General features: G+C 68.1%; 21 protein-coding genes. 7 read left to right on the forward strand and 14 right to left on the reverse strand.

Annotation, left to right across the window (positions count from 1 at the left end; all coding sequences use genetic code 11):
- Positions 1–35: 35 nt before the first annotated feature.
- On the reverse strand, positions 36–1,565 hold the full coding sequence (locus C9424_RS06975) for a GH1 family beta-glucosidase (protein ID WP_116766171.1): 1,530 nt from the start codon (positions 1,563–1,565) through the stop codon (positions 36–38).
- A 116-nt stretch (positions 1,566–1,681) separates the two neighbouring features.
- Between C9424_RS06975 and C9424_RS06980 the strand changes: the two genes are divergently transcribed.
- Positions 1,682–2,254 carry a TspO/MBR family protein gene (locus C9424_RS06980; RefSeq protein ID WP_337189812.1) on the forward strand — a complete coding sequence of 191 codons (573 nt, stop codon included), beginning with the start codon at positions 1,682–1,684 and terminating at the stop codon, positions 2,252–2,254.
- A gap of 18 nt (positions 2,255–2,272) precedes the next feature.
- Here the strand turns inward: C9424_RS06980 and C9424_RS06985 are convergent, their stop codons facing one another.
- The 3 genes from C9424_RS06985 to C9424_RS06995 form a co-directional block, all read right to left on the reverse strand.
- Positions 2,273–2,662 (reverse strand): hypothetical protein, encoded by a 390-nt coding sequence (locus C9424_RS06985; RefSeq protein WP_116766173.1) that lies wholly within the window; start codon positions 2,660–2,662, stop codon positions 2,273–2,275.
- A 67-nt stretch (positions 2,663–2,729) separates the two neighbouring features.
- Positions 2,730–3,137, reverse strand: coding sequence for a J domain-containing protein (locus tag C9424_RS06990; RefSeq protein ID WP_116766174.1), 408 nt, complete (start codon positions 3,135–3,137; stop codon positions 2,730–2,732).
- Between the two features lie 66 nt (positions 3,138–3,203).
- On the reverse strand, positions 3,204–3,632 hold the full coding sequence (locus C9424_RS06995) for an Hsp20/alpha crystallin family protein (RefSeq protein ID WP_272914140.1): 429 nt from the start codon (positions 3,630–3,632) through the stop codon (positions 3,204–3,206).
- Positions 3,633–3,770: 138 nt separating this feature from the next.
- On the opposite strand from C9424_RS06995, the gene C9424_RS07000 reads away from it, so the two are divergent.
- A complete protein-coding gene (locus tag C9424_RS07000; protein WP_091256005.1) occupies positions 3,771–4,058 on the forward strand; it encodes a MerR family transcriptional regulator in 288 nt (95 codons plus the stop codon).
- A 23-nt stretch (positions 4,059–4,081) separates the two neighbouring features.
- Here the strand turns inward: C9424_RS07000 and C9424_RS07005 are convergent, their stop codons facing one another.
- Complete coding sequence (locus C9424_RS07005; RefSeq protein ID WP_116766175.1) at positions 4,082–4,864, reverse strand: phosphatase PAP2 family protein; 783 nt, start codon at positions 4,862–4,864, stop codon at positions 4,082–4,084.
- Between the two features lie 344 nt (positions 4,865–5,208).
- On the opposite strand from C9424_RS07005, the gene C9424_RS07010 reads away from it, so the two are divergent.
- On the forward strand, positions 5,209–5,418 hold the full coding sequence (locus C9424_RS07010) for a hypothetical protein (protein ID WP_091256002.1): 210 nt from the start codon (positions 5,209–5,211) through the stop codon (positions 5,416–5,418).
- Between the two features lie 87 nt (positions 5,419–5,505).
- Here C9424_RS07010 and C9424_RS07015 read toward each other — a convergent pair whose 3' ends face one another.
- Both C9424_RS07015 and C9424_RS07020 read right to left on the reverse strand, forming a co-directional pair.
- A complete protein-coding gene (locus C9424_RS07015) occupies positions 5,506–6,537 on the reverse strand; it encodes an aldo/keto reductase (RefSeq protein ID WP_116766176.1) in 1,032 nt (343 codons plus the stop codon).
- A gap of 53 nt (positions 6,538–6,590) precedes the next feature.
- Positions 6,591–7,463, reverse strand: a complete 873-nt coding sequence (locus C9424_RS07020) for an NAD-dependent epimerase/dehydratase family protein (protein ID WP_116766296.1) — start codon at positions 7,461–7,463, stop codon at positions 6,591–6,593.
- 174 nt (positions 7,464–7,637) lie between these two features.
- On the opposite strand from C9424_RS07020, the gene C9424_RS07025 reads away from it, so the two are divergent.
- Positions 7,638–8,108, forward strand: coding sequence for a universal stress protein (locus C9424_RS07025; protein ID WP_116766177.1), 471 nt, complete (start codon positions 7,638–7,640; stop codon positions 8,106–8,108).
- Positions 8,105–8,914: an SRPBCC family protein gene (locus C9424_RS07030; protein ID WP_202615799.1), complete on the forward strand. Its 810-nt coding sequence runs from the start codon at positions 8,105–8,107 to the stop codon at positions 8,912–8,914. Before C9424_RS07025 ends, C9424_RS07030 begins: the two co-directional genes overlap by 4 nt.
- Positions 8,915–9,003: 89 nt before the next feature.
- Here the strand turns inward: C9424_RS07030 and C9424_RS07035 are convergent, their stop codons facing one another.
- Entirely contained in the window at positions 9,004–10,374 is a 1,371-nt protein-coding gene (locus C9424_RS07035) for a phosphoribosyltransferase (protein ID WP_116766178.1), read from the reverse strand.
- Positions 10,375–10,492: 118 nt separating this feature from the next.
- Positions 10,493–13,222: a magnesium-translocating P-type ATPase gene (mgtA, locus tag C9424_RS07040; protein WP_116766179.1), complete on the reverse strand. Its 2,730-nt coding sequence runs from the start codon at positions 13,220–13,222 to the stop codon at positions 10,493–10,495.
- A gap of 250 nt (positions 13,223–13,472) precedes the next feature.
- Between mgtA and C9424_RS07045 the strand changes: the two genes are divergently transcribed.
- Positions 13,473–14,207 carry a GAF and ANTAR domain-containing protein gene (locus C9424_RS07045; protein WP_116766180.1) on the forward strand — a complete coding sequence of 245 codons (735 nt, stop codon included), beginning with the start codon at positions 13,473–13,475 and terminating at the stop codon, positions 14,205–14,207.
- Positions 14,208–14,233: 26 nt separating this feature from the next.
- On the opposite strand, the gene C9424_RS07050 is transcribed toward C9424_RS07045, so the two are convergent.
- The 5 genes from C9424_RS07050 to C9424_RS07070 all read right to left on the reverse strand — a co-directional run bounded on the left by C9424_RS07050 (position 14,234) and on the right by C9424_RS07070 (position 18,749).
- Positions 14,234–15,040, reverse strand: a complete 807-nt coding sequence (locus C9424_RS07050; protein ID WP_116766181.1) for an alpha/beta fold hydrolase — start codon at positions 15,038–15,040, stop codon at positions 14,234–14,236.
- Complete coding sequence (gene glgX / locus C9424_RS07055; RefSeq protein ID WP_116766182.1) at positions 15,037–17,091, reverse strand: glycogen debranching protein GlgX; 2,055 nt, start codon at positions 17,089–17,091, stop codon at positions 15,037–15,039. Before glgX ends, C9424_RS07050 begins: the two co-directional genes overlap by 4 nt.
- A 106-nt stretch (positions 17,092–17,197) precedes the next feature.
- Entirely contained in the window at positions 17,198–17,407 is a 210-nt protein-coding gene (locus C9424_RS07060) for a hypothetical protein (protein WP_091253059.1), read from the reverse strand.
- Positions 17,408–17,572: 165 nt separating this feature from the next.
- Entirely contained in the window at positions 17,573–17,986 is a 414-nt protein-coding gene (locus C9424_RS07065; protein ID WP_116766183.1) for a VOC family protein, read from the reverse strand.
- Between the two features lie 196 nt (positions 17,987–18,182).
- On the reverse strand, positions 18,183–18,749 hold the full coding sequence (locus C9424_RS07070) for a type 1 glutamine amidotransferase domain-containing protein (protein WP_116766184.1): 567 nt from the start codon (positions 18,747–18,749) through the stop codon (positions 18,183–18,185).
- Positions 18,750–18,925: 176 nt separating this feature from the next.
- On the opposite strand from C9424_RS07070, the gene C9424_RS07075 reads away from it, so the two are divergent.
- Complete coding sequence (locus C9424_RS07075) at positions 18,926–20,800, forward strand: Na+/H+ antiporter (protein ID WP_116766185.1); 1,875 nt, start codon at positions 18,926–18,928, stop codon at positions 20,798–20,800.
- Positions 20,801–20,903 lie beyond the last annotated feature (103 nt).

A 20,903-nucleotide genomic window follows, 5' to 3' on the forward strand; every position in this document is an offset into this window, starting at 1 on the left:
CTAGGTCTGCGCTGACGTTGATCCGGGTAAGGGCCTCAGCCCGCCGGGTGCGGCGGTTCGGCGTCGGCGTCTGGCTCCTGCTGTCCGACGGCGGCGGCCCCGGGCACGTGCGCCGCGGACGCCGCGCGGCGGGCCGCGATCACCTCCTGCAGCCAATAGTACGAGGCCTTCGGCGTGCGGACCTGGGTGTCGAAGTCGACGTGGACCAGGCCGAATGGCTGCCGGTAGCCGGCGGACCACTCGAAGTTGTCCATGAGGGACCAGACATAGTAGCCGCGAAGGTCCACGGACTCGGCGGCGCCGCCGGGGCGCGTGGCTTCCAGAGCCGTGCCGATGTGGTCGGCCAGATACCTTAAGCGGCGCTCATCCGGAATGATCCGCCGGTCCGCCGCGGCGTCCCGGACCACGACGTCCTCGAAGCTGGCCCCTCCCTCGGTGATGTAGACCGGCGGCAGGTCCGGGTAGCGCTCGGCCATCTCGGCCAGGGCGACGGCCATGTAGTCGGGCTTGACCGGCCAGCCGTAGGCCGTGTGCTCCGTGTCCGGGAACGACGCTATGTGGAACGGCGCCCCGGGCGTCCCGCTGAGGTCGTCCCCCATCGCCTCCGCCATGCCCGGCGGCACGGCCCCTTCTCCCGGGCCCGAGCCGACGCGGGTGGGCATGTAGTAGTTCAGGCCGTAGAAATCCAGGGGCTGGGAGATCAGGTCCATGTCCTCGCTGGAGGGGCTGAAGGAGGAGGAGAAGAACGTGGCTGCGCGGATGACGTCGGGGTACTTGCCAAGCAGCACGGGATCCGCGTAGAGCCGGTTCTGTGCCACGTCCATGAGTCCGGCGCTGAGCTTGTCCAGCGGGTTGGCGCTGGCCGGGACCATCGGCGAGTAGACGTTGGTCATGCCGATTTCGCCCCGTACGTTGGCGGCACGCAGCGCCTGGAGCGCCAGGCCGTGGCCCAGCAGCTGGTGATGCACGCTGGGCAACGCCTTCAGCATGAGAGCTTCGCCGGGCGCGTGCATGCCCAGGGCGTAGCCGTTGGTGGTGACGGTCGCGGGCTCGTTGACCGTCACCCAGCGGTCCACGCGGTCCCCGAAGGCAGCCGCGGCGATGGCGGCGAACTCGCCCAGCCGGTACGCCGTGTCCCGGTTCATCCAGCCGCCGGCCTCCTCCAGCGGCAGCGGGGTGTCCCAATGGTAGACGGTGGCCATGGGGGAAATCCCGTTCTCAAGCAACAGGTCGATCAGCCGGTCATAGAAGCCCAGCCCGGCCGGGTTCACCGGTCCGCTGCCGCCGGGCTGGATCCGCGGCCAGGACAGCGAGAACCGGTAGGAATCGATCCCGAGGTCCTTCATGAGGGCCACGTCCTCGGGCATCCGGTGGTAGTGGTCGCAGGAGACCGCGGGGCTCTGGTCCTCCACGATCGCTCCGGGCTTCGCGGCGAAGACGTCCCACCCGGACGGGCCGCGGCCGTCCTCATCGAGCGCGCCCTCGATCTGGAAGGCGGACGTCGCCACGCCCAAGGTAAAGCCGGGCGGAAGAAGGGCGGCCAACTCCTTGGCGGAAGCGTTCATCGACAGGACCCCTATGTAGTTTCGGTGGTGGTTGACTGATCTTAGGCCTCACCCCGGAGCGGGCGCCACGGCCTCGCCGGTTTGACGGACGCCGGGGCATTGGCCAGTGTTGATCCGTGCACGTGAAAATTGAACACGCCGTCGACCGCCGGCCGTCGGCACGGCCCGGGCCGCGCCGGCAGGGAGCTGTTCTCGTCGCTTTTCTCGCGGTTTCCCACACGGTGGCCTACCTGGCCTCGCAGGTCATCAGCAACGCCGGCGGCTGGTATGCGGCGGCGGACAAGGCTCCGTGGACTCCGCCGGGCTGGGCCTTCGGATCGGTCTGGATGATGCTTTACACGACCATGGCCGTGGCTGCATGGCTGGTGTGGCGGCAGCGCTCCGGAAGGGGCGCCGGGGTGAAATCCGCGCCGGACGCCGGGCAGCACAACGGCGCCATGACGGTCTACGGCATCCTCCTGCTCCTGAACGTGGCCTGGGCGCCGCTGTTCTTCGGCATGTATCCGATGATCGGCACACCAGCCCTCTGGCTTGCTCTTCTGGTCATCGTGGCGCACGCCGTGGCCGCTTCGGCAACCACCGTCCTGTTCGGCGTCGCCAGCCGGGCGGCGGGCCTGCTCATGCTGCCCTATGTCTCGTGGATCGTGTTCTCCTGCAGCCTCAACGTCTACGCGGCCGCCAACAACTGAGCCCGGCCCCCTGGCGGCTCAGAAAACCGACGTCTCCGGCCCGAAGAGGAAGTCCTTGGCGTGAGCCACCGCCTTACGGAAAGCGTCGTTCCGCAGTCCCACGAGCTGCTCAGCCTCGTCCGCCGAAGGTTCCAGGTACTCGGTGAAACCGGGCCTCAGCACCCAGATATCACCCGCGGGCGGCAGGTAGAACACGCCAAAGGAACGGTGCTGGTTGTCCTCGGCGGTCCAAACCGGAACCACCGCCAGCGCCGCGCCGGTATCGACGTTGATCCATTGGGCCCGGGGCAGCGGGGCCTCGTGCGCCTCCGGATCCAGGAACGGTGCCGTGCCTTGGCCCCAGCGCTTCTCGAAGCGTTCGTGGAACACCGGCATCAGGTGTGAATCGTAACGGCGCCAGGCGCTCATGGACGTTCTCCTCCTCCGTGGGAGTGGCTGGTGATTGGGGTCGGCCGCCAGGGCCAATAACCCCTGCTCAGTGACTTCTGCGTGGGGGCTGCTCCCGGCGGTGCTCTGGTTCCCAGCGGACGGGGAACACCCGCAGAAGCGGTTCCCGGCGCCGGATGATGCGCACCGGGATGTCACGGCCGCCGTGTTCGGCCCCGCTCGTCGACGTGCCGGCCGGGCCGGCCGCCCGGCGCCCGCCGGCGTCGTAGTCCGCCCGCATCCTCGGGTCCCGCAACACGGCGAAGGCGTCCAGGATCGCGCTCACCTCGCCGGCACCGGAATCGCCGGTACCGCGACCGGCCCCGGAGCTTCCGGCGTCGGGATGGTGCAGGCGCATCAGCGCCCGAAAGGCGCGGCCGATCTCCTCCCGGCTCGCGTCCGGAGACACGTGCAGGAGTGCGTAGTAGCCGCGGGGGTCGGGGTTGTTCGAGGGCATTATCGGGCTCCGCCGTGTGAAGCCGGAGCCTGCGCCGGGCCTGGTGCCCGGCGCAGGCTCCCGGGACTACTTGCCGATCTCCTGCAGGTTGTCCTGCGAATGGGTGATTTCAATCTTCCGCGGCTTGGCCTGTTCCTTCACGGGGACGCGGAGGGTCAGGACACCGTCGGCGTAATGGGCCTTGACGTTCTCGGTGTCCAGGGTCTCGCCCAGGATCAGCTGGCGGCTGAAAACACCGCGGGGGCGCTCGGAGACCGTCAGTTCCACATTGGGCTGCACGGGGTCCCGCCGTTCCGCCCGGACCGTCAGGACGTTGCGTTCAATATCGAGCCCGATCGAGTCGACGTTGACGCCCGGGAGGTCAAAGGCGACGACGAATTCGCCGTCCTCCTGCCACGCGTCCATGGGCATGGCGGCGGGGCGCGCCGTCGTTCCGAAGACCTGCTGGGCGAACCGGTCAAAGTCACGGAACGGGTCCGTCCGAATTAACATCATTTCCCACTCCTTCAGCGCGAATTGGCTCCATTTTCTCCATCACCCGTCACCGTTTTTCTATGGTGAGGGGTATAGATTTTTTATAGCACCGGTGACACACTGCTGCAAGGGGGAAATCGCAGCAACGGGAGGAAAACCATGGCGGAGAGCGGGTCGGAGGCAGGTCTTTACGCCATCTCGGTGGTGGCACACCTGGTGGGCACGGGACAGCAGAACATCCGGCTCTACGAGCGGCGGGGACTGCTCACCCCGGACCGCACCGCAGGCGGCACACGGCAGTACAGCGATGCTGACCTCGCGGTGCTGCGGCGGATCGGCGAACTCCTGGAAGAGGGCCTGAACCTGGCCGGGGTGGCCAAGGTGATGGAACTCGAGGCCGCCAATGCGCGGCTGCGCGCCGAACTCAAACGGGCGCGCAGCCGCTGACGGGGCGTAGTCCGTGCCCGGGCTTAGTCGGTGCCGGCGTCGGCAGTGGACAGCGTTCCGGTGATCCGCTCCCCCGGAATCCGGGCCGTCCGCCAGGTATCCAGCGCAATGACCCCGCCCAGCACCACGAGCGAGATCGAGAAGGCGCCCAGGGCATCGGTCATCCAGTGGTAGCCGAGGTAGAGGCGGCTGACTGCCGCGAAGAAGATCCCGATCCCCGCCACGATGAAGGCGATGATGGCCGACCGCGGGTTCTTCCGGCGCGAAAAGACCAGGTACGTGGTCACCAGCAGAAAATCGCACGCGCCCAGGACATGGCCGGACGGAAAGGAAAAGGTGGTGTCGGCGCCGAAGAGCATCAGGTCCACGGGAGGGCGGTGGCGCTCCACGATCCGGCCAATGACCTGCGCCAGGATCACGCCAGTCAGCATAGCGCCGGCCAGGAGCATGGGCCGCCATGCATGCTTGGCGGCCAATCCCCAGGCCACGGTGACGATCAGGACGATGATCGGCAGGCCGATGGGGCCGAACACGATCGCCAGGATGATCATGATGGTGGTGGCGGGTTCGCCGCGCAGGGTCACGAGCCAGGACCGCACGGGCTCGTCGGCCGCCGAGATGCCGCCGTGCTGCAGGACACCTGTCAGGATCACGACGAACAGGACGACGCCGAGGATCATCAGCCCGACGGCCGTGCGGTAGAGATTCCGGCGCGCCGACACGCTCATGAACCGTTCCTCGACGACGAACTTCTCGTGGAAGGTCCGCCACCGGCCCTGCGACTTATCCGATTGTGCTTCTGCCATGGTGCCGTGCCGCCTTTGCGCCGTTTGTGGACATTCTCTGCAGAAGATTATCCCGGTTGTCCGGCATTCGATACGCAGAGTACGCGGGCGGGGCCCTGACGGCCGTCCCCTCGGGGGCCCGGGCAGGCGCCCCGGCAGCCATCTGGCCCGTTCGCCTCGCGCGGAATCTGTCCAGTGCCGAAGGTCCCGGGTTGAAAAGGATCCGCAGGTCCACGCCGCGACACTTGCCCGGACCGCATTTTGAGGACCGGAAGTGGCCGTCCGGCGACTTGACGCCCCTATAAATATGACGTTATTGTCCATTCAATTGGGGCCAAGAAAAGAACTCCAAGAAAGACTGTGCTATGACCCAAGTTACCCCGACCATTGAGATCCAGGTCGACAGCCGCAAAGTCCTCGATGACCGCCTCAACGACGCCGTCCTCGGCCTTCAGCGGCTCGCGATGACCGCCGGAACCCACGGCATCCTGCTGACGCGGCACAGGCCGGGCCACTACACGGCGGCTCTGTCCGACCAGGTGCCCTTCGGCATGACCCGCGAGCTCGTTCACTGAGCCGGATTTCACCGGAACACCACAACGCGGGGTCATTTCCCGCCTGTCCACTGCTGGACGGGCGGGAAGTGACCCCGCGTTTGTTCTTTAGCGACCGCCCTCGAGCTTCCGGCTGCGCTGCTCCTGGGCCATCGGCCCGTACGGATAGACGCCGACGCGCGGCCGGCTGACATCGGTCAGCCGCTCAGTTTCCCCCGCGGTGAGCCGGAGCTCCGCCGCCGCCAGGTTGTCCGCGAGCTGCTCGACGGTCCGGGCGCCCAGGATCACCGAGGTGACGGCCGGCCGGTCCGCCAGCCAGGCCAGTGCCACCTGGGACGGGCTCACGCCATGCCGGCCGGCGGTTTCCTCGACTTCGGCAATCACGTCCCAGGTGCGCGGGTCGGCGTTGCGGGCCTCCCACGCTTCCATCCCCCGTTTCGGATTTTCGCCGAGGCGGGTGGCCCCGGCGGGCGGCTGGTCGCGCTTGTATTTGCCGGACAGCCAGCCGCCGCCCAAAGGCGACCACGGCAGCAGCCCGATCCCGGCGTCGAGCGAGGCCGGAACGATTTCCGATTCGATCTCGCGGACCAGCAGGCTGTACTGCGGCTGCAGCGTCACGGGGGCACTCCAGCCCTGGGCTTTCGCTACGTGGACCGCCTTGGTCAGCTGCCAGCCCAGGAAATTGGAGAAGCCGTAGTACGCGATCTTGCCGCTGGTGACGGCGTCGTGCAGGAACCGGAGTGTCTCTTCCAGGGGAGTGATCGGGTCCCACGCATGCAGCTGATAGAGGTCGATCTGCTCCACGCCCAGCCGGCGCAGCGAGTCATCCAGCGCCCGGACCAGGTGGCGGCGGGAGGTCCCGACGTCGTTGGGGGCCTGGCCCATCGGGAAGCGGCCTTTCGTCGCCACGACGGCCCTGTCCCGGGCGTCTGCCCGGTCGGCCAGCCAGCGGCCGATGATTTCCTCCGACACCCCCGAGCTATAAACGTCCGCGGTGTCGATGAAGTTGCCGCCCGCCGCGAAGTAGTCATCCAGGATGGCGCGGGACTGCTCCTCGGTGGCTTCGGCGCCAAAGGTCATGGTGCCCAGCGCATAGGTGGAGACAACGGCGCCGCTGTTGCCCAGGGTGCGGTAGTGCATGGAACTCCTCAGTGGTGGGTGGATTGGTCCCGGTTTCGTCAGCCGCGGGTGTTTCAGTCTTCGGTCGGGGTGGTCCGGTTCGAGTGGTAGGTCCGCCAGGTGTGCTCGGGCGCGTAGCCGAGGAGGCGTTTGGCTTTGTCGATCGAGAGCATGGTTTCGTGCTCGCCAAGCTCCTTGACCACTTTGACGTCGGGGAAGACCTCGGCGGCCAGGCTGGCGCTGGAACGGCTCATCACGGTGTCTTCGTTGGCGATGATGAAGGCCTCGAAGCCGGGCTTGCCGTGGGCCAGGGCGCGGGCCACGGCCTGGGCGCCGTCGCGGCCGTCGATGTAGCCCCAGAGGTTCCATTTGCGCAGGGTTGCGTCGTGGTCAAAGGAGGGGAACTCCTCGTAGTCCTCCGGGTCCATCACATTGGAGAACCGCAGGCCCGTGATGCTCAGTTCCGGGTCCCAGCGGGTCAGCTGGATGGCCATCTGCTCCTCGAGGTGCTTGACCAGGGAGTAGGTGCTTTCCGGCCGGGCCGGGTAGTCCTCGTCCACCGGGATGTAAGGAGGGTCGACGTCGAACGGCAGCCCCAGGACCGTCTCGCTGGAGGCGTAGACAATTTTCTTGATCCCGGCACGGCGGGCGGCCTGGAACACGTTGTAGGTGGACTGCATGTTGTTCTCGAACGTGGCGGCATCGGGGGCATGCCCCGGGGCGGGAATCGCGGCCAGATGCACCACGGCGTCAAAGCCGTTGTGGCGGTCCTCCAGGCCCAGGAACACGTCCACCACCTGGCCGTAGTTGCGCAGGTCCACCTCCGTGAACCCGGGGCTGCGCGTGCCCGTCCGGTCCAGGTTGGTCACATCGTGGCCGTCCTCACTCAGCCGCCGGACGACGCTCCGTCCCAGCTTTCCGCTTCCTCCGGTAACAGCAACTCTCATCAGGAACTCCTCGGGTGGCAGGATCTGCAGACCGTCTTGGTCCGGCACGGGCTCCGGCCCCAGGTCCGGCGCCGGCAGTCACCGTTCCACCCTAAGGGGAGCCAGGTGCTCTGCCCAGCCCCGCGTGACTTTCGGCCCTAGGCAGTCCCGGAGGCAGGGGGCAGGCTGGGGGCCATGAACGGTGATCAGCGCATTGTCGTGGGCGTGGACGGATCCGAGTTTTCGACGACGGCGCTCCGCCTCGCCGGGCGCATGTCCACGAGTCTGAACGTCCCGTTGGAGGTCATCACGTGCCTGGGCACCTCCGACTTCTTTCTGGCGTCCCACCTGCCGGAGGAGAGCACGCCCACCACCGAGCAGCTGGAAGAGACCGCCAAACGCCTCGTGGACCAGGCGCTGGAACGGGCCTTCGGGGACTCCCGCCCGGAAGGACTCACGCGCTCGGTCAAGTTCGGGGCGCCGGCCAAGGCCCTCATCGACGAGAGCAAGAACGCCCAGCTGCTCGTGGTGGGCAGGCGCGGGAAGGGCGGCTTCCTCCATCAGGTCATGGGCTCGGTGAGCGGGGCCTGCGTGGCCCATGCCCATTGCCCGGTGCTGGTGGTCGGCCAGAGCGCGGACGACCTGAGGGACCGGACCACGGGATGAACCGCGCCGGCCCCGCACCGGCACCCCGCAGGACCGCCCGTGCTGCCGCAGCGCCGGCTGAGGTCCCTCGCCTAAGCGGCCCGCACCTTCCGGCCCGGATCCGCGGACCGCTCGCGGCGCTTGCGGCGGCGGCGGCGGGTGCCGCGTACGTCCTGGCCGTCCGGCCGAGGCTCCTCCGCTGGGGAGCCACCACCCAGGAGGCCGCCGGGCCGCTGCCCGGGGACGAGATTGTGCCCGCGCCGCGCATGCAAAGCACCCGGGCCGTCACCATCGCGGCCCCGGTATCAGACGTCTGGCCGTGGCTTGTCCAGTTGGGCGCCGGCCGCGGCGGCATGTACTCCTACGACTGGCTCGAGAACGCCGCGGGCCTGGGCATCCACAGCGCGGACAGGATTCTGCCGGAACTGCAGCATCTGGAGGTCGGTGACATCGTTCCGCTTTCCCGCGACGGCGGCCTGCCGGTCAGGCTTCTCCAGTCCCGGGCAGTGCTGGGCCTTGGCGGAACCATCGATCTGCGGACCGGGCGGGTGTCACCGGCCGGTCCGCCTCCCGACGGGCCCTGGCTGGAGGCGGGGTGGACGTTCGTGCTGCGTCCTGCGGGCCCCCATGCCAGCCGGCTCGTGTCCCGCACCCGGTACGACTATTCGCCCCTGGCCGCGGGACTGGTGCTCCGCCCGTTGCTGGAGCCGGTGCAGTTCGTCATGGAGCGGCGGATGCTCCTCGGCATCCGTGCCAGGGCCGAAAGCCGGGCCAAGGGCCAGGCAAAGGCCCGCGGCGGGGATCACGGCAAGGCGCGCGGCGCCTGATTCTCCAAGCGGCTGTGTTCTTGCAGCGCCTGTGTTAATCAAGCGCCCGTGTTCTTCAAGCATCTGTGTTCATCAAACGCCCGTGTTCATCAAACGCCCGCGGCGCCGTCACGCGGTCCGGTACCGTCCGGGGCCAGCAAGTAGTCGACAAACCAGTCTCGGGCCAGGATGGCCGCCGCGGCCAGCGTGCCCGGTTCTTCAAACAAGTGCGTCGCTCCCTGCACGACGGCGAGCTGGTTGGGGCACCGCATCATGGCCTTGGCCTTGCGGTTGAGCTCCAGGACCTCATGGTCCAGGCTCCCCACAATCAGGAGCGTCGGCGCGGTCACGGCGGAGAGCCGCGGGCCGGCGAGGTCGGGCCGGCCGCCGCGCGACACAACAGCCGCGATCCGTGCCGAGGGCTCCGACGCCGCCCACAGCGCGGCCCCGGCGCCCGTGCTGGCACCGAAGTAACCCACGGCGCAGGAGGCCGTGTCCGCCCGGGTGGCAAGCCAGTCGGTTGCCGAGGAGAGCCGGCGGGCCAGGAGTTCGATGTCAAAGACGTTGGCGCGGTTGCGCTCTTCCGCGGGCGTCAGCAGGTCCAGCAGCAGTGTCCCGAGCCCGGCCTGCTGCAGGACCCCGGCCACGTAACGGTTCCGGGGGCTGTGGCGGCTGCTGCCGCTGCCATGGGCGAACAGCACCACGGCCCGGGCCGGCACCGGAAGGTGGAGCTGGGCCTGAAGCCGCACCCCGCGGGACGGAATCTCCACTTCCTCTTCGACGTCGGCGGCGCTGCCCGCGTGGGTGAAGTACGGAGCACGGGACGGCGGCGGCGCGGATTCCAGGCGTTTGGCCGCAAGATCGAGCAGGCGCACCACCTCGTCGTCGTCGGTGGGAGAGAAGTCCCGGTAGTGGTAGCCGACCGCGGTGAACTGGCGCGGCGTTGCCAGGCAGACCACTTCATCCGGCTCGGTGAGGCTGGCGAGGGTATCCGCCGGGGCAACCGGAACGGCAAGGATCACCCGTGCTGCCCCCTGTTTGCGGGCGATCCGGCAGGCCACACGGGCGGTGGAGCCGGTGGCGATCCCGTCGTCGACGATCACCGCGATGCGTCCGGTCAGGTCCTGCCGGGTCCGGCCCTTCCGGAACAGGACCACCCGGTTTTCCAGCACGGCGCGCTCGCGGTCTTCAACTGCCTGGAGTTCGTGGGCGCTGACCCGCGCATGGGCCAGGACCTGCTCGTCCAGGACCTTGGCTCCGCCTTCACCGATCGCGCCCATGGCGAGCTCCGGCTGGTATGGAAGTCCGAGCTTTCGCACCACGATCACGTCCAGGGGGGCGTCCAATGCGGCGGCAACCTCGAAGGCGACGGGGACGCCGCCGCGGGGTAGTCCCAGGACCACAATGTCCTGGCCACGCAGTTCCGCCAGACGCCGGCCGAGCTGCCTCCCGGCGTCGACCCTGTCTTGAAAAATGCTCATGGGTTATGGCTTTCCAGTCGAAATGTCGGCCATCGGCCCCATCAGTCCTGGACCGCTGAAACTGGTGTCCCTGCGGGCCCGGCGAGCCGGAAATGGGCCAGGTGGCCGCTCCCTCCAACTATCCGCCCGGGGCTGTCACCCGGTGAGGGCCTTTGTGCCCGATTTTGCGCCGGCGGCGCCAGCCCGGGCCACGGTTGACGAGCAGCGGGCGGGCCGCCGGGATGCTGAAGCGTGCGGCCCGGCGGGCGATGCGGTGGGTCCGGCCGCGGAGCCGGACGGGACGGGGCGGGAGAGGCTGCTGCGCGGCCCGGGCATAGAACCAGACTTTGGCCAGTTCAACCAGCACCAGGTACACCGCACCCATCCCGAGCAAGGCGAGGAAGAACGGCGTCGGCAGCGGATCGAAGCCCAGCACCCCGGCCAACGGCGAGAACGGCAGGTACACCCCGAGGGCCACCACGCCCAGGGACGCGCTCACCAGGCCCACCGACGGCCGGCTCCGGAAGAAGGGTACGCGCCGGGTCCGGATGACGAAGATGATCAGCGTCTGCGTGACGATGGATTCGATGAACCATCCGGCGCGGAATTCGCCGGGAACCGCGTCGAAGACGAAGAGCATCAGCGCGAACGTCGCGAAGTCGAAGATGGAGCTGATGGGGCCGAACAAGAACATGAAGCGCCGGATGAAGCCGATGTCCCAGTGCGATGGGGCCAGCAGCTGTTCCTTGTCCACCCGGTCGCCCGGGATGGCCAGCTGGCCGGCGTCGTAGAGCAGGTTGTTCAGCAGGATCTGGCCCGGCAGCATGGGCAGGAAGCTCAGAAGCACCGAGGCCGTGGCCGCGCTGAACATGTTGCCGAAGTTGCTGGAGGTGCCCATCAGGACGTACTTGATGGTGTTGGCGAAGATCCGCCGGCCTTCCATGACGCCTTCGGCCAGGACCCCCAGGTCCTTGTCGAGCAGCACGACGTCGGCGGCGTCCTTGGCCACGTCCGTGGCGCTGTCGACGGAAATACCGATGTCCGCGGCGTGCAGCGCCAGGGCGTCGTTGACGCCGTCGCCCATGAACCCCACGGCGCCGCCGCTCTTGCGCAGCAGCCGGATGATACGGGCCTTCTGCTCGGGCGAAACCCGGGCGAAGATGCTCGCCTCGCGCGCGGCGGCGGCCAGCTCGTCGTCGGTCATGGCCTCCACCGCGGGACCGCTGAGCGTTCCCCCCGAGAGGACGCCGAGTTCATCGCAGACCTTTTCGGCGACCCTGGCGTTGTCACCGGTGGCGATCTTGACCGAGATGCCCAGCGCCTCGAGCTGGTCGAGGGAAGCCCGGGCGTTGGCTTTGGGCCGGTCCAGGAAGATGAGGAACCCGGCCAGGACCAGGTCCTTCTCATCGGCCGGGGTCAGGTCCTCCAGCCCGTCCGCGGGGCGGCTCGCGACGGCCACCACCCGGGATCCGGCGTCGAACTGCTCATTCAGCAACGCCTGTACGTCCGCCGGGATGTCCGCGCACAATGCGAGGACGTCCTCCGGCGAGCCCTTGGTGATGAGGCGGGCGGGGCCGCCGTCGTCGCTGACCAGCACGCTGGTCCGGCGCCTCAGGTGGTCGAAGTCAATCACGTCCAGGCGCTTGTAGCGGGCCGGCTGGAACGCCGCGGCCTCCGGTGACGCCCACAGGGCGGCGTCCAGCGAGTTCAGGCCCACCGGGGAGGTCTGGGATTCTGCGTAGTCGGCTTCGGTCGCCAGCAGCCCCAGCGTGAGCAGGTCAGCGGGGGCGATGTCCGGGCGGGCGGGCAGCGCGGCCGTGAAGCTGATCCGGCCCTCTGTCAGGGTCCCGGTCTTATCCGTGACCAGGATGTCCATGTCCCCGAGGTCCTCGATGCAGACCAGCCGCTTCACCAGCACCTTCCGCCGGGCCAGTTGCCGGGTACCCGTGGCCAGGCTGGTGCTGACCACGGCCGGCAGCAGCTGCGGGGTGATGCCGACCGCGATCGCCAGCGAGAACAGCAGCGATTCGATCACCGGGCGGTGCAGGAGCAGGTTCGCGACAAAGATCAGCGAGGTCAGCCCGATGGCCACCTGCAGCAGCAGGAAGGAGAAGCGTTTGAGGCCGAGCTGGAACTCGGTCTGGGGCTGCCGTTCGCCCAGTCCCAGTGCGATCCGGCCGAATTCTGCCCGTCCCCCGGTGGCGACCACCACCCCGGTGCAGGAGCCGGACTGGATCACGGTCCCCATGAACAGGCACGACGTCAGGTCACCCAGCGCCACTGCGCCGGTGACCGGGGCGGGGTCCTTGCCGACCGGCAGCGATTCGCCGGTCAGGATGCTTTCATCGCACAGCAGGTCTTTCGCGGTCAGCACCCGCATGTCAGCCGGAATGATCGCGCCGATCCCCAGATGGACGACGTCGCCGGGCACCAAGGCGGTGACCTCGACCTCGCGGGCGGTCCCGTCGCGGACGACGACGGCGCGGTGCGTGACGCGCGAATGCAAGGCCTCCGCAGCGCGTTCGGCCCGGAATTCGTTACTAAATCCGAGGCCGACGCTAACCAGCAGGATCACGCCGATCACGATCGCGTTCGTGGCGTCCCCGAGGAACAGCGAAAGCCCCGCGGTGATGAGCAGCAGGATCAGGATGGGGCTGGCCAGCTGCCGGCCCAGCACCGACCACCCGCTGGCCATGTGGGTCCGCACCGCGTTGGGCCCCAGTTCCGCGAGGCGCCTGTCCGCCTCCGCGCCGGTCAGCCCGGTCTCATCCGAGCCCAGCTCTCCCAGCACGGCAGCCACGGGCTGGCCCGCGGCACGGGAAATCGCCAGCGGAAGGGAGTGCGACTCCTTGACGTCGAGCTCTGGCATGCGGCATCCGTTCACGACAATTCACTTAAGGCAAGCCTACGTGCCGCAGCGAAACGGTTCAGCAGTCTGTGACCCCGCGGGCGCCGTCTGGAGCCCCGCGTATCCGGATGTATATAATCTCCCGGTACGGTTTTGCAGCAAGCCGTTGGATTGTTCTTCGATCCGGCCGGCCGCTGCCGTATCCGCCACTTGCCGCGGTGGGAAGCACCGCCGGGTCGTCTTGACCTGAGGGAAACGGCACAACAGAGAAGTGGTCAGCGAGTCAACCGCAAATTCAATAAACCAGCACCTGCATGAACTGGTGCTCAGCAGTTCGGACGTGGAGGAGTTTCTCAGCGAACTCGCCCGTGTGTCCGCGCGCAGCCTCTCAGAGCCCGGGGACGAGATCCTCTGCGGCATCACGCTCCTGCGGCACCGGAAGGCGGCAACCGTCGCCAGCAGCAGCCCCGCCGCGCAGGCCATGGACGAAATCCAGTACGCCTACGGCGACGGTCCCTGCATGACGGCGTCCCGGGAGCAGGAAACCGTCCACATTGCAGACCTTGAACGGGACGGCCGCTGGCCCCATTACGCCGCGACGGTCCACGGGCACGGCTTCCGGTCCATCCTGGCGCTGCCGTTTCTGCTGGAAGGCGAGACCCGCGCCGCCTTGAACCTGTATTCGCACCGGCCGGGCCGGTTCGATCACCGCGCCACGGAACTGGCCCGCGACTTCGTCCACCAGACGTCCATGGCACTGCGCCTCGCGGTGCGGTTCGCTCACAGCAGCGATACCGCGGCCAACCTCAAGGCCACCCTGGAGACGCGGACCGGGATCGACGTCGCGGTCGGCATCATCATGGCGCAGAACCGCTGCAGCCAGGACGAAGCGTTCGAGCTCCTGAAGTCGGCATCCAGCGCCCGGAACATCAAGCTCCACGCCCTCGCGGCCGGCGTCGTCGAGTCACTGGGCCAGGGACCCACCCGGACGCACTTCGAGGTCTAACCGCCGGCGCGGATTTCCAGGGCCGTTCACGCCGGGCCCGGCAGCGTCTCACCTGCCGCCGCGCGCATGCCCGTGAAAGCCAGAATCGCGTCCCGCACCTCGACGGCCCGGTTGTGCTGCACCACGTGCCCCGTGCCCTGGACTTCCAGCAGTTGCCCGAGGCGTGCGAGTCCGGCCAGCCGGCGGCTCCAGTCCGCGTCCGCCACGGGGTCGTTGGCTCCGCGCACCACGAGGACCGGCGCGGTGACACCGGTGATTTTCTGAGCCATGGGGTACTCCATCATGACCCGCAGTGTCTTGAAGTACCAGGAGGGCCCGCACCGCAGGTAATCGGTGAACACGAGGGCGTTGGAGGAGGGGCTTTCGTGGAACAGGCAGTCCCGGCCCAGCGCCAGGGCCTGCTGCGCGACGGTGCGGCGCTCGGGATCCACCACCGGCCCCATCAGCACCAGGTGCGAGACCCGCCCGGGCTCCTGGAGCGCTGCTTCGGTGGCGAACTGTGTTCCCATCGAGTGCCCAACCAGCACAAACTCGGTCACGCCCAGCTGTTCCATGGCGCCCAGGACGTAGCGGGCGTGCTCGGCAATGGAGAGCGTACGTTCCGGTCTGGGCGTGGCGCCGAACCCCGGCAGGTCAATGGAATAGGTGTCCATGGAGCCGGCAAGAAGCCGATGCAGGCGGCGCAGGTAGCGGTGTGAGGCGCCGATCCCGTGGAGGAGCACGACGGCGGGCGCGGCCGCGCCGCCCCGTCTCCGCGACGCGGCTTCCCGCGTCGCGAAAACGTGGCCGGTATGGCCCGCCGCGTGGACTTCCACGCGGACCGGGTCGGTCATGCGGTGCGTGACCGCAGGACGGTGACGGACCGGTCGCGGACGATCAGCGTGCTCACGGGCGATTCGACCTGCTGCTCCGGATCGGTGGACAGCACGAGTTCCCATTCCTGTGCGGGAGCGGCCGGGACGGTGAATTCGACGCCGTTTTCGGCAGCGTTGAGCAGCACGGCGAAGGAATCGGCGCCGTCGTGCTCAAGCACGAAGGCGATGGCGCGGTGATCCGCTGTCCAGTCCTCAGCAGTGAATCCCTCGGCGTCGGCGCGGAGGACCCGGACGGTGTCGGCGCTGCCTGCCTCGGGCGCGTGCCGGAACCAGGCCGGGCGGAGCGCCGGGTTCTCGCGGCGGAGGGCAATCAGCTCCGTGGTGAACCGCAGCAGCCCGTCGTCGACCTTGTTCCAGTCGAACCAGGAGATCTCGTCGTCCTGGCAGTAGGCGTTGTTGTTGCCGCCCTGGCTCCGGCCCATCTCGTCGCCGCCGAGAATCATCGGCACGCCGGTGGACAGGAGCAGCGTCGCGAGGAAGTTCCGGCGTTGCCGGTCACGCAGTTCGTTGACCCCGGCGTCGTCGGTGGGTCCTTCGACGCCGTGGTTGGCCGAACGGTTATCGCTCTCGCCGTCGCTATTGTCTTCTCCGTTGGCTTCGTTGTGTTTCTCGTCGTAGGCCGTCAGGTCCGCCAGGGTGAATCCGTCGTGGGCGGTGATGAAGTTGACGCTGGACACCGGGGCCCGGCGGCTGCCCTCGTAAACGTCGGGGCTGCCGAGGAAGCGCTGGGCGAAGTCGCCCAGGACGTTGTCGCCGCCATGCCAGAATTCACGGGCATCATCGCGGAACTTGCCGTTCCATTCAGACCAGTCGGCAGGGAAACCGCCCACCTGGTAGCCGGCGGTGTCCCACGGTTCGGCGATCATTTTCACCGGGGCGAGTACCGGATCCTGTTGGATCAGGGTGAGGAAGGCGCTGTGGAGTTCGGCGCTGCCGTCCTGGCGGGTCAGCGTGGTGGCGAGGTCGAAGCGGAACCCGTCCACGTGCATCTCCGTCACCCAATAGCGCAGCGAATCCATGATGAGGCCCAGTGCCGCCGGGTGCCCCACATTGAGGCTGTTGCCGGTGCCCGTCGTGTCGAAGTAGGCGGATTCCTCGCCCTCGACCAGCCGGTAATAGGCCTCGTTGTCGATGCCCTTGAAGGACAGCATCGGGCCCATGTGGTTGCCCTCGGCGGTGTGGTTGTAGACCACGTCCAGAATCACCTCGAGGCCGGCGGCGTGGAGGGCCTTGACCATCGCCTTGAACTCGGCGACCTGCCCTCCGCCGTCGCCGGCGGCGCTGTAGTCCCCGTGCGGGGCGAAGAAGCCGATGCTGTTGTAGCCCCAGTAGTTCCGCAGGCCCTTTTCTTCCAGATGGCTGTCCTGGACAAACTGGTGCACCGGCAGCAGTTCGACGGCGGTGACGCCGAGGTCGGTGAGGTGCTTGATGGCGGCCGGGTGCGCCAGGCCGGCATAAGTGCCGCGGATTTCTTCCGGGACCTCGGGGTGCTGCCGGGTGAAGCCCTTGACATGGACTTCATAGACCACCGTGTCGGCCAGCGGAATCCGCGGCGCGACATCGGGGGTGCCCTCGTCCCAGTCGAAAGACGGGTCTGTCACCACGCAGCGCGGAACAGCAGGGGCGGAGTCTGTGGAGTCGAACTCGGCCGGGTTGTTCAGGTCATGGGCGAAAACCGCTTGGCCCCAGTCATAGCCGCCTTCAATTGCGGTGGCGTGCGGATCCAGCAGCAGTTTGTTGACGTTGTGGCGCAGGCCGGCGTCGGGGTTCCAAGCGCCGTCGACCCGCAGGCCGTAGCGGGTACCCACGGTGACGCCGGGGACGACGCCGTGGAAGACGTGCCCCGTCCGCTCCGCAAGCGTTGTCCGGGTCTCGTGGCCGTCGGCGTCGAAGGTGCAGAATTCCACGGAGTCCGCAGTCCGGGAATAGACGGCGACGTTGGCGCCGTCTTGGCGCTGGGTGACCCCAAGGGGGTAAGGGAAGGAACGCGGGGCGGCTGCCGGTGTCATGGGTGCTCGTTTCTCTGCAGAATGGTTACTCCAGTGTAGTAAGCATGCTGACTAGATTGCGGACGCCATGCGAAAGGCCGGACCTGCCGCGGCCGGTTCCGGCTCTTCAGGTCTCCCGCTTGTCCCGCTCTTCGAACTCCTCATCGAGGTCATAATGACGGAATTCAGTCTCCGGATTCGGCTCTCCCTCCGCCACGTACTCGTAGTCGAGCTGGCGCTGGACCTGGCTGTCGAGGACCTGGAGATCCTTGTCCTCGACTTTGCTGAGGTCCTCGGGGAATTCATCGTCCGGGCTGAGGTGCAGCTTCTCGGTCATGGCATGCCTCTCCTGGCCAGGAGGATGGACTCGAATCTGCACTGTCCTGGCCGACTTCAGGATAGCTCTAACTGACGGCCGGGCCGAGGGGCCTTGCGCCGTGAATCGGCACCGTCTTTTGGGGCTGCGCGTTCCCTGGGCCCCGGCGCGGGGCGCCGGTCGGGCTCAGGCGACCTCGGGACCGACGTTCACCAGCCAGTCCACCCCGAATTTGTCCTTGCACATGCCGAAGATGTCACCCCAGGGCGCCCTCTCCAGCGGCATGGCGATGGTGCCGCCGTCGGCCAGCTTCTCGAAGTAGCCGCGGAGCTCGGCTTCGTCGGATCCGCTCAGCGACACGGAGAAGTTGTTGCCCGGGGTGTAGTCCATGCTGTTGGGGGTGTCTGCCCCCATGAGCACCAGGCCGCCGTCGGTCCGGAGCTGGCCGTGCATGATTTTGTCCTGCTCCGCCGGGTCCTCGCTGGCGTGGTACTCGGCGAAGGTACTCATCGTCAGCTCCCCGCCGAACACCGACTGGTAGAACGTCATGGCGTCCTTGGCGTTGTCGCGGAAGCCGAGGTAGGGATTGAGCGTGGTCATGCGGGACTCCTTGCTGCTGGGGCGCAGGCCGGGACGGCCAAATCGGCGGTGCACGTTACACGGCATATCCTGCCTCAAAACCGGCGGGCTGGGTAGGCTCCCGGCAGACAACAAAAGAACAGCGGCCGACGGCGGTGCTCACCGCCGTCGGCCGCTATGGCGGGCCGGAATATGGCCCAGTTCTAGCCGTTGTCCACTAGGCCGTCTGGCCGGCGTGCTCGCCCTCGGCGATTTCTTCCAGCAGTTTGGCGTTGAAGGCCGGGAGGTCGTGCGGGTTGCGGCTCGTCACGAGACCCTGGTCCACCACGACTTCCTGATCGCTCCAGTTCGCTCCGGCGTTCTTCAGGTCCGTCTGCAGCGTGTGGTACGAGGTCACGTTCCTGCCGCTGACCACGCCGGCATCGATCAGCAGCCACGGGCCGTGGCAGATGGAGGCCACCGGCTTGTGCTGTTCGAAGAACGCCCGGGTGAACGCCTGGGCGTCCTTGTCGACGCGGAGGTGATCCGCGTTGACCACGCCGCCGGGGATCACGAGGGCGTCGAAGTCGGCGGCATCGGCCTGCCTGGCGGAGAGGTCCACGGCAAACGTCTGGCCCTTCTCGGTGCCGTCATAGCCCTGCAGCTTTCCGGTCTTGGGCGAGACCAGGGTGGGCACTCCGCCGGCTTCTTTCACGGCATTCCACGGGCTGGTCAGCTCCACCTGCTCCACCCCGTCCGTCAGCAGGAACGCGACCTTCTTGCCCGCAATGTTGTGCTCTGACATGTGTCCTCCTCATACCGGGGCGCGCATCCGGGCGGCCTTGGGCCGCGACCGGCGCCCGCGCAGGAATCATTGGGCTTGCGGTTTCAACTCTAGGAACCGGCAAAGTAATAAGCAAGCTGATCATGCAATGCGGGGGAACCGTCCGGCGGGCGGCGGCAAGCTGACAGAATGGGCCAATGGAAGTCGCTTACGGGCTGCTGGCCCTGGTCGCCATTGTCTGCGCCGGCAGCGCGCTGGGACGCAAGATCAACGTCTCCGTCCCGCTGCTGCTGGTGCTGGCCGGCGTCGTGTGCTCCTTCCTCCCGTTCGTCCCCACGATCGAGCTGAATCCGGAGCTCGTGCTGGTCGGGCTGCTGCCGCCGCTGCTCTATGCGGCAGCCCTGCAGACCTCGCTGTTCGACTTCGGGTCCAACCGCCGCGCCATCGGCCTGCTCTCGGTGGGCTACGTCATCTTCGGCACCGTCTGCATCGGTTTTGTGGTCTTCTGGCTGTTTCCCGAGATCCCGCTGGCGGCGGCGATGGCCCTGGGCGCCGTCGTCGCACCGCCGGACGCCGTGGCAGCGACGGCCATTGCCCGCAAGGTGGGCATGCCCCGCAGGATTGTGACCATCCTGGAGGGCGAATCCCTGGTCAACGACGCCACGGCGCTGGTCTGCCTGCGCGCCGCCATCGCCGCCATCGCGGGAACGGTCTCGGCCGCGGCCATCGCCGGGGGCTTCCTCCTTGCAGCCGGCGGGGGCCTGGTGGTGGGCATTGCCGCGGCCTTCGTGCTCACCGCGCTCCGCAAACGGATCCGCAACGTGGCCATCAACACCTCCACGTCCCTGGTCGCGCCGCTTGTGGCCTATCTTCCGGCCGAAGCGATCCACGCCTCCGGCGTCCTGGCCGTCGTCGTCACGGGGCTGATCATGGGGACGAAGGCCCCGTCCATGCCGAACGGGGCAGCCCGCCTGAGCCAGCGCAGCAACTGGCACACAGTGCAGTTCCTGCTGGAGAATTCCGTGTTCCTCCTGATCGGGCTGCAGGTCCGGACCATCATCGAGGGGGTCCAGGATGACTCGCTGGGGCCGAACCGGATCTGGTTCGGCTGCGCCGTGGTGCTGCTGGCCGTACTGGTCCTGCGCCCGATCTGGGTTTTTCCCGCAACGTACCTGCCCCGGCTCATTCCTGCCGTCCGGCGCAATGATCCCGCGCCGCCCTGGCAATTTGCCGCGATCGTCTCCTGGGCCGGCATGCGCGGCGTGGTGACGCTGGCCGCGGTTCTGGTCCTGCCGGCCGGGCTGGAGCACCGGTCCGTCCTGATCCTGATGGCCCTCGTGGTGGTGGGCGGCACCCTCACCCTGCAAGGCTTCACGCTCCCGGCCCTGGTTCGGGTCCTGCGAGTGAAGGGGCCGGATCCGCGCGAAGACGCGCTCAACCAGGCCTCGCTCATGCAGCTGGCCACGGCGGCGGGCGTGCAGCGGCTGCAGGAACTGCGCTCGGACTCCGATCCCCCGGAAGTCGTGGCGATGCTGAAACGGCGCACGCAGGAGCGCGGGCTGGCCGCGTGGGAGCGGCTGGGCCGTCCGTCCGCGGAATCCGCCACCCCCAGCCAGCGCTACGCCCAGCTGCGGCTTGCGATGCTGGATGCCGAGCGCGCCAAGGTCCTGGAACTGCGGCGCGGGGGCGCCTACGCCCACGAGGTCCTGGCCGACGTCCTGGACCGACTGGACGTCGAAGAGTCCATGCTGGACGCCACCCTCGAGGAGCCGGACAGCACCGGAGGAGGCGGCGGCGAAGGGATCGCGCAGCCCGGCGGAGTATGCCCGCATCTGGAATCCGCCCCGGATCCGGTGGTCCCGCCGGATCCCTTCTGCGCCGCGTGCGAGCGGGACGGCACCACGCCGGTGCACCTGCGGATGTGCGTGCACTGCGGCAACGTGGCCTGCTGCGATTCCTCCCCGGGAACCCATGCGTACAAGCACTTCCAGGCCACCGGCCACCCCGTGATGCGCAGCATTGAGCCGGACGAGGACTGGCGTTGGTGCTACTCCGACGAACTCCTCGGCTAAGCCACCGGCTTGGCGCGCGCACCGGACGCAGGTGCGCGGTGCCGGCCCTGGTGCCGGCGCCGGCGGGAGCCTCTGTTCACGGCCGCTCCGCCTCCGTAGGCTG

The sequence above is a fragment of the Arthrobacter sp. H-02-3 genome, assembly GCF_003097355.1.
Lineage (GTDB): Bacteria > Actinomycetota > Actinomycetes > Actinomycetales > Micrococcaceae > Arthrobacter > Arthrobacter humicola.

Bases quoted from the DNA above. Each gene is read 5' to 3' on its own strand.
- C9424_RS06990 (WP_116766174.1), bottom strand. From the start codon at position 3,137: ATGCCCTCGAACAACCCCGACCCCCGCGGCTACTACGCACTCCTGCAC.
- C9424_RS07075 (WP_116766185.1), top strand. From the start codon at position 18,926: ATGGAAGTCGCTTACGGGCTGCTGGCCCTGGTCGCCATTGTCTGCGCC.
- C9424_RS07050 (WP_116766181.1), bottom strand. From the start codon at position 15,040: ATGACCGACCCGGTCCGCGTGGAAGTCCACGCGGCGGGCCATACCGGC.
- C9424_RS07020 (WP_116766296.1), bottom strand. From the start codon at position 7,463: ATGAGAGTTGCTGTTACCGGAGGAAGCGGAAAGCTGGGACGGAGCGTC.
- C9424_RS07065 (WP_116766183.1), bottom strand. From the start codon at position 17,986: ATGACCACGCTCAATCCCTACCTCGGCTTCCGCGACAACGCCAAGGAC.
- C9424_RS07000 (WP_091256005.1), top strand. From the start codon at position 3,771: ATGGCGGAGAGCGGGTCGGAGGCAGGTCTTTACGCCATCTCGGTGGTG.
- C9424_RS06995 (WP_272914140.1), bottom strand. From the start codon at position 3,632: ATGATGTTAATTCGGACGGACCCGTTCCGTGACTTTGACCGGTTCGCC.
- C9424_RS06975 (WP_116766171.1), bottom strand. From the start codon at position 1,565: ATGAACGCTTCCGCCAAGGAGTTGGCCGCCCTTCTTCCGCCCGGCTTT.
- glgX (WP_116766182.1), bottom strand. From the start codon at position 17,091: ATGACACCGGCAGCCGCCCCGCGTTCCTTCCCTTACCCCCTTGGGGTC.
- mgtA (WP_116766179.1), bottom strand. From the start codon at position 13,222: ATGCCAGAGCTCGACGTCAAGGAGTCGCACTCCCTTCCGCTGGCGATT.
- C9424_RS07060 (WP_091253059.1), bottom strand. From the start codon at position 17,407: ATGACCGAGAAGCTGCACCTCAGCCCGGACGATGAATTCCCCGAGGAC.
- C9424_RS07005 (WP_116766175.1), bottom strand. From the start codon at position 4,864: ATGGCAGAAGCACAATCGGATAAGTCGCAGGGCCGGTGGCGGACCTTC.
- C9424_RS07035 (WP_116766178.1), bottom strand. From the start codon at position 10,374: ATGAGCATTTTTCAAGACAGGGTCGACGCCGGGAGGCAGCTCGGCCGG.
- C9424_RS07010 (WP_091256002.1), top strand. From the start codon at position 5,209: ATGACCCAAGTTACCCCGACCATTGAGATCCAGGTCGACAGCCGCAAA.
- C9424_RS06985 (WP_116766173.1), bottom strand. From the start codon at position 2,662: ATGAGCGCCTGGCGCCGTTACGATTCACACCTGATGCCGGTGTTCCAC.
- C9424_RS07070 (WP_116766184.1), bottom strand. From the start codon at position 18,749: ATGTCAGAGCACAACATTGCGGGCAAGAAGGTCGCGTTCCTGCTGACG.
- C9424_RS07025 (WP_116766177.1), top strand. From the start codon at position 7,638: ATGAACGGTGATCAGCGCATTGTCGTGGGCGTGGACGGATCCGAGTTT.
- C9424_RS07030 (WP_202615799.1), top strand. From the start codon at position 8,105: ATGAACCGCGCCGGCCCCGCACCGGCACCCCGCAGGACCGCCCGTGCT.
- C9424_RS07015 (WP_116766176.1), bottom strand. From the start codon at position 6,537: ATGCACTACCGCACCCTGGGCAACAGCGGCGCCGTTGTCTCCACCTAT.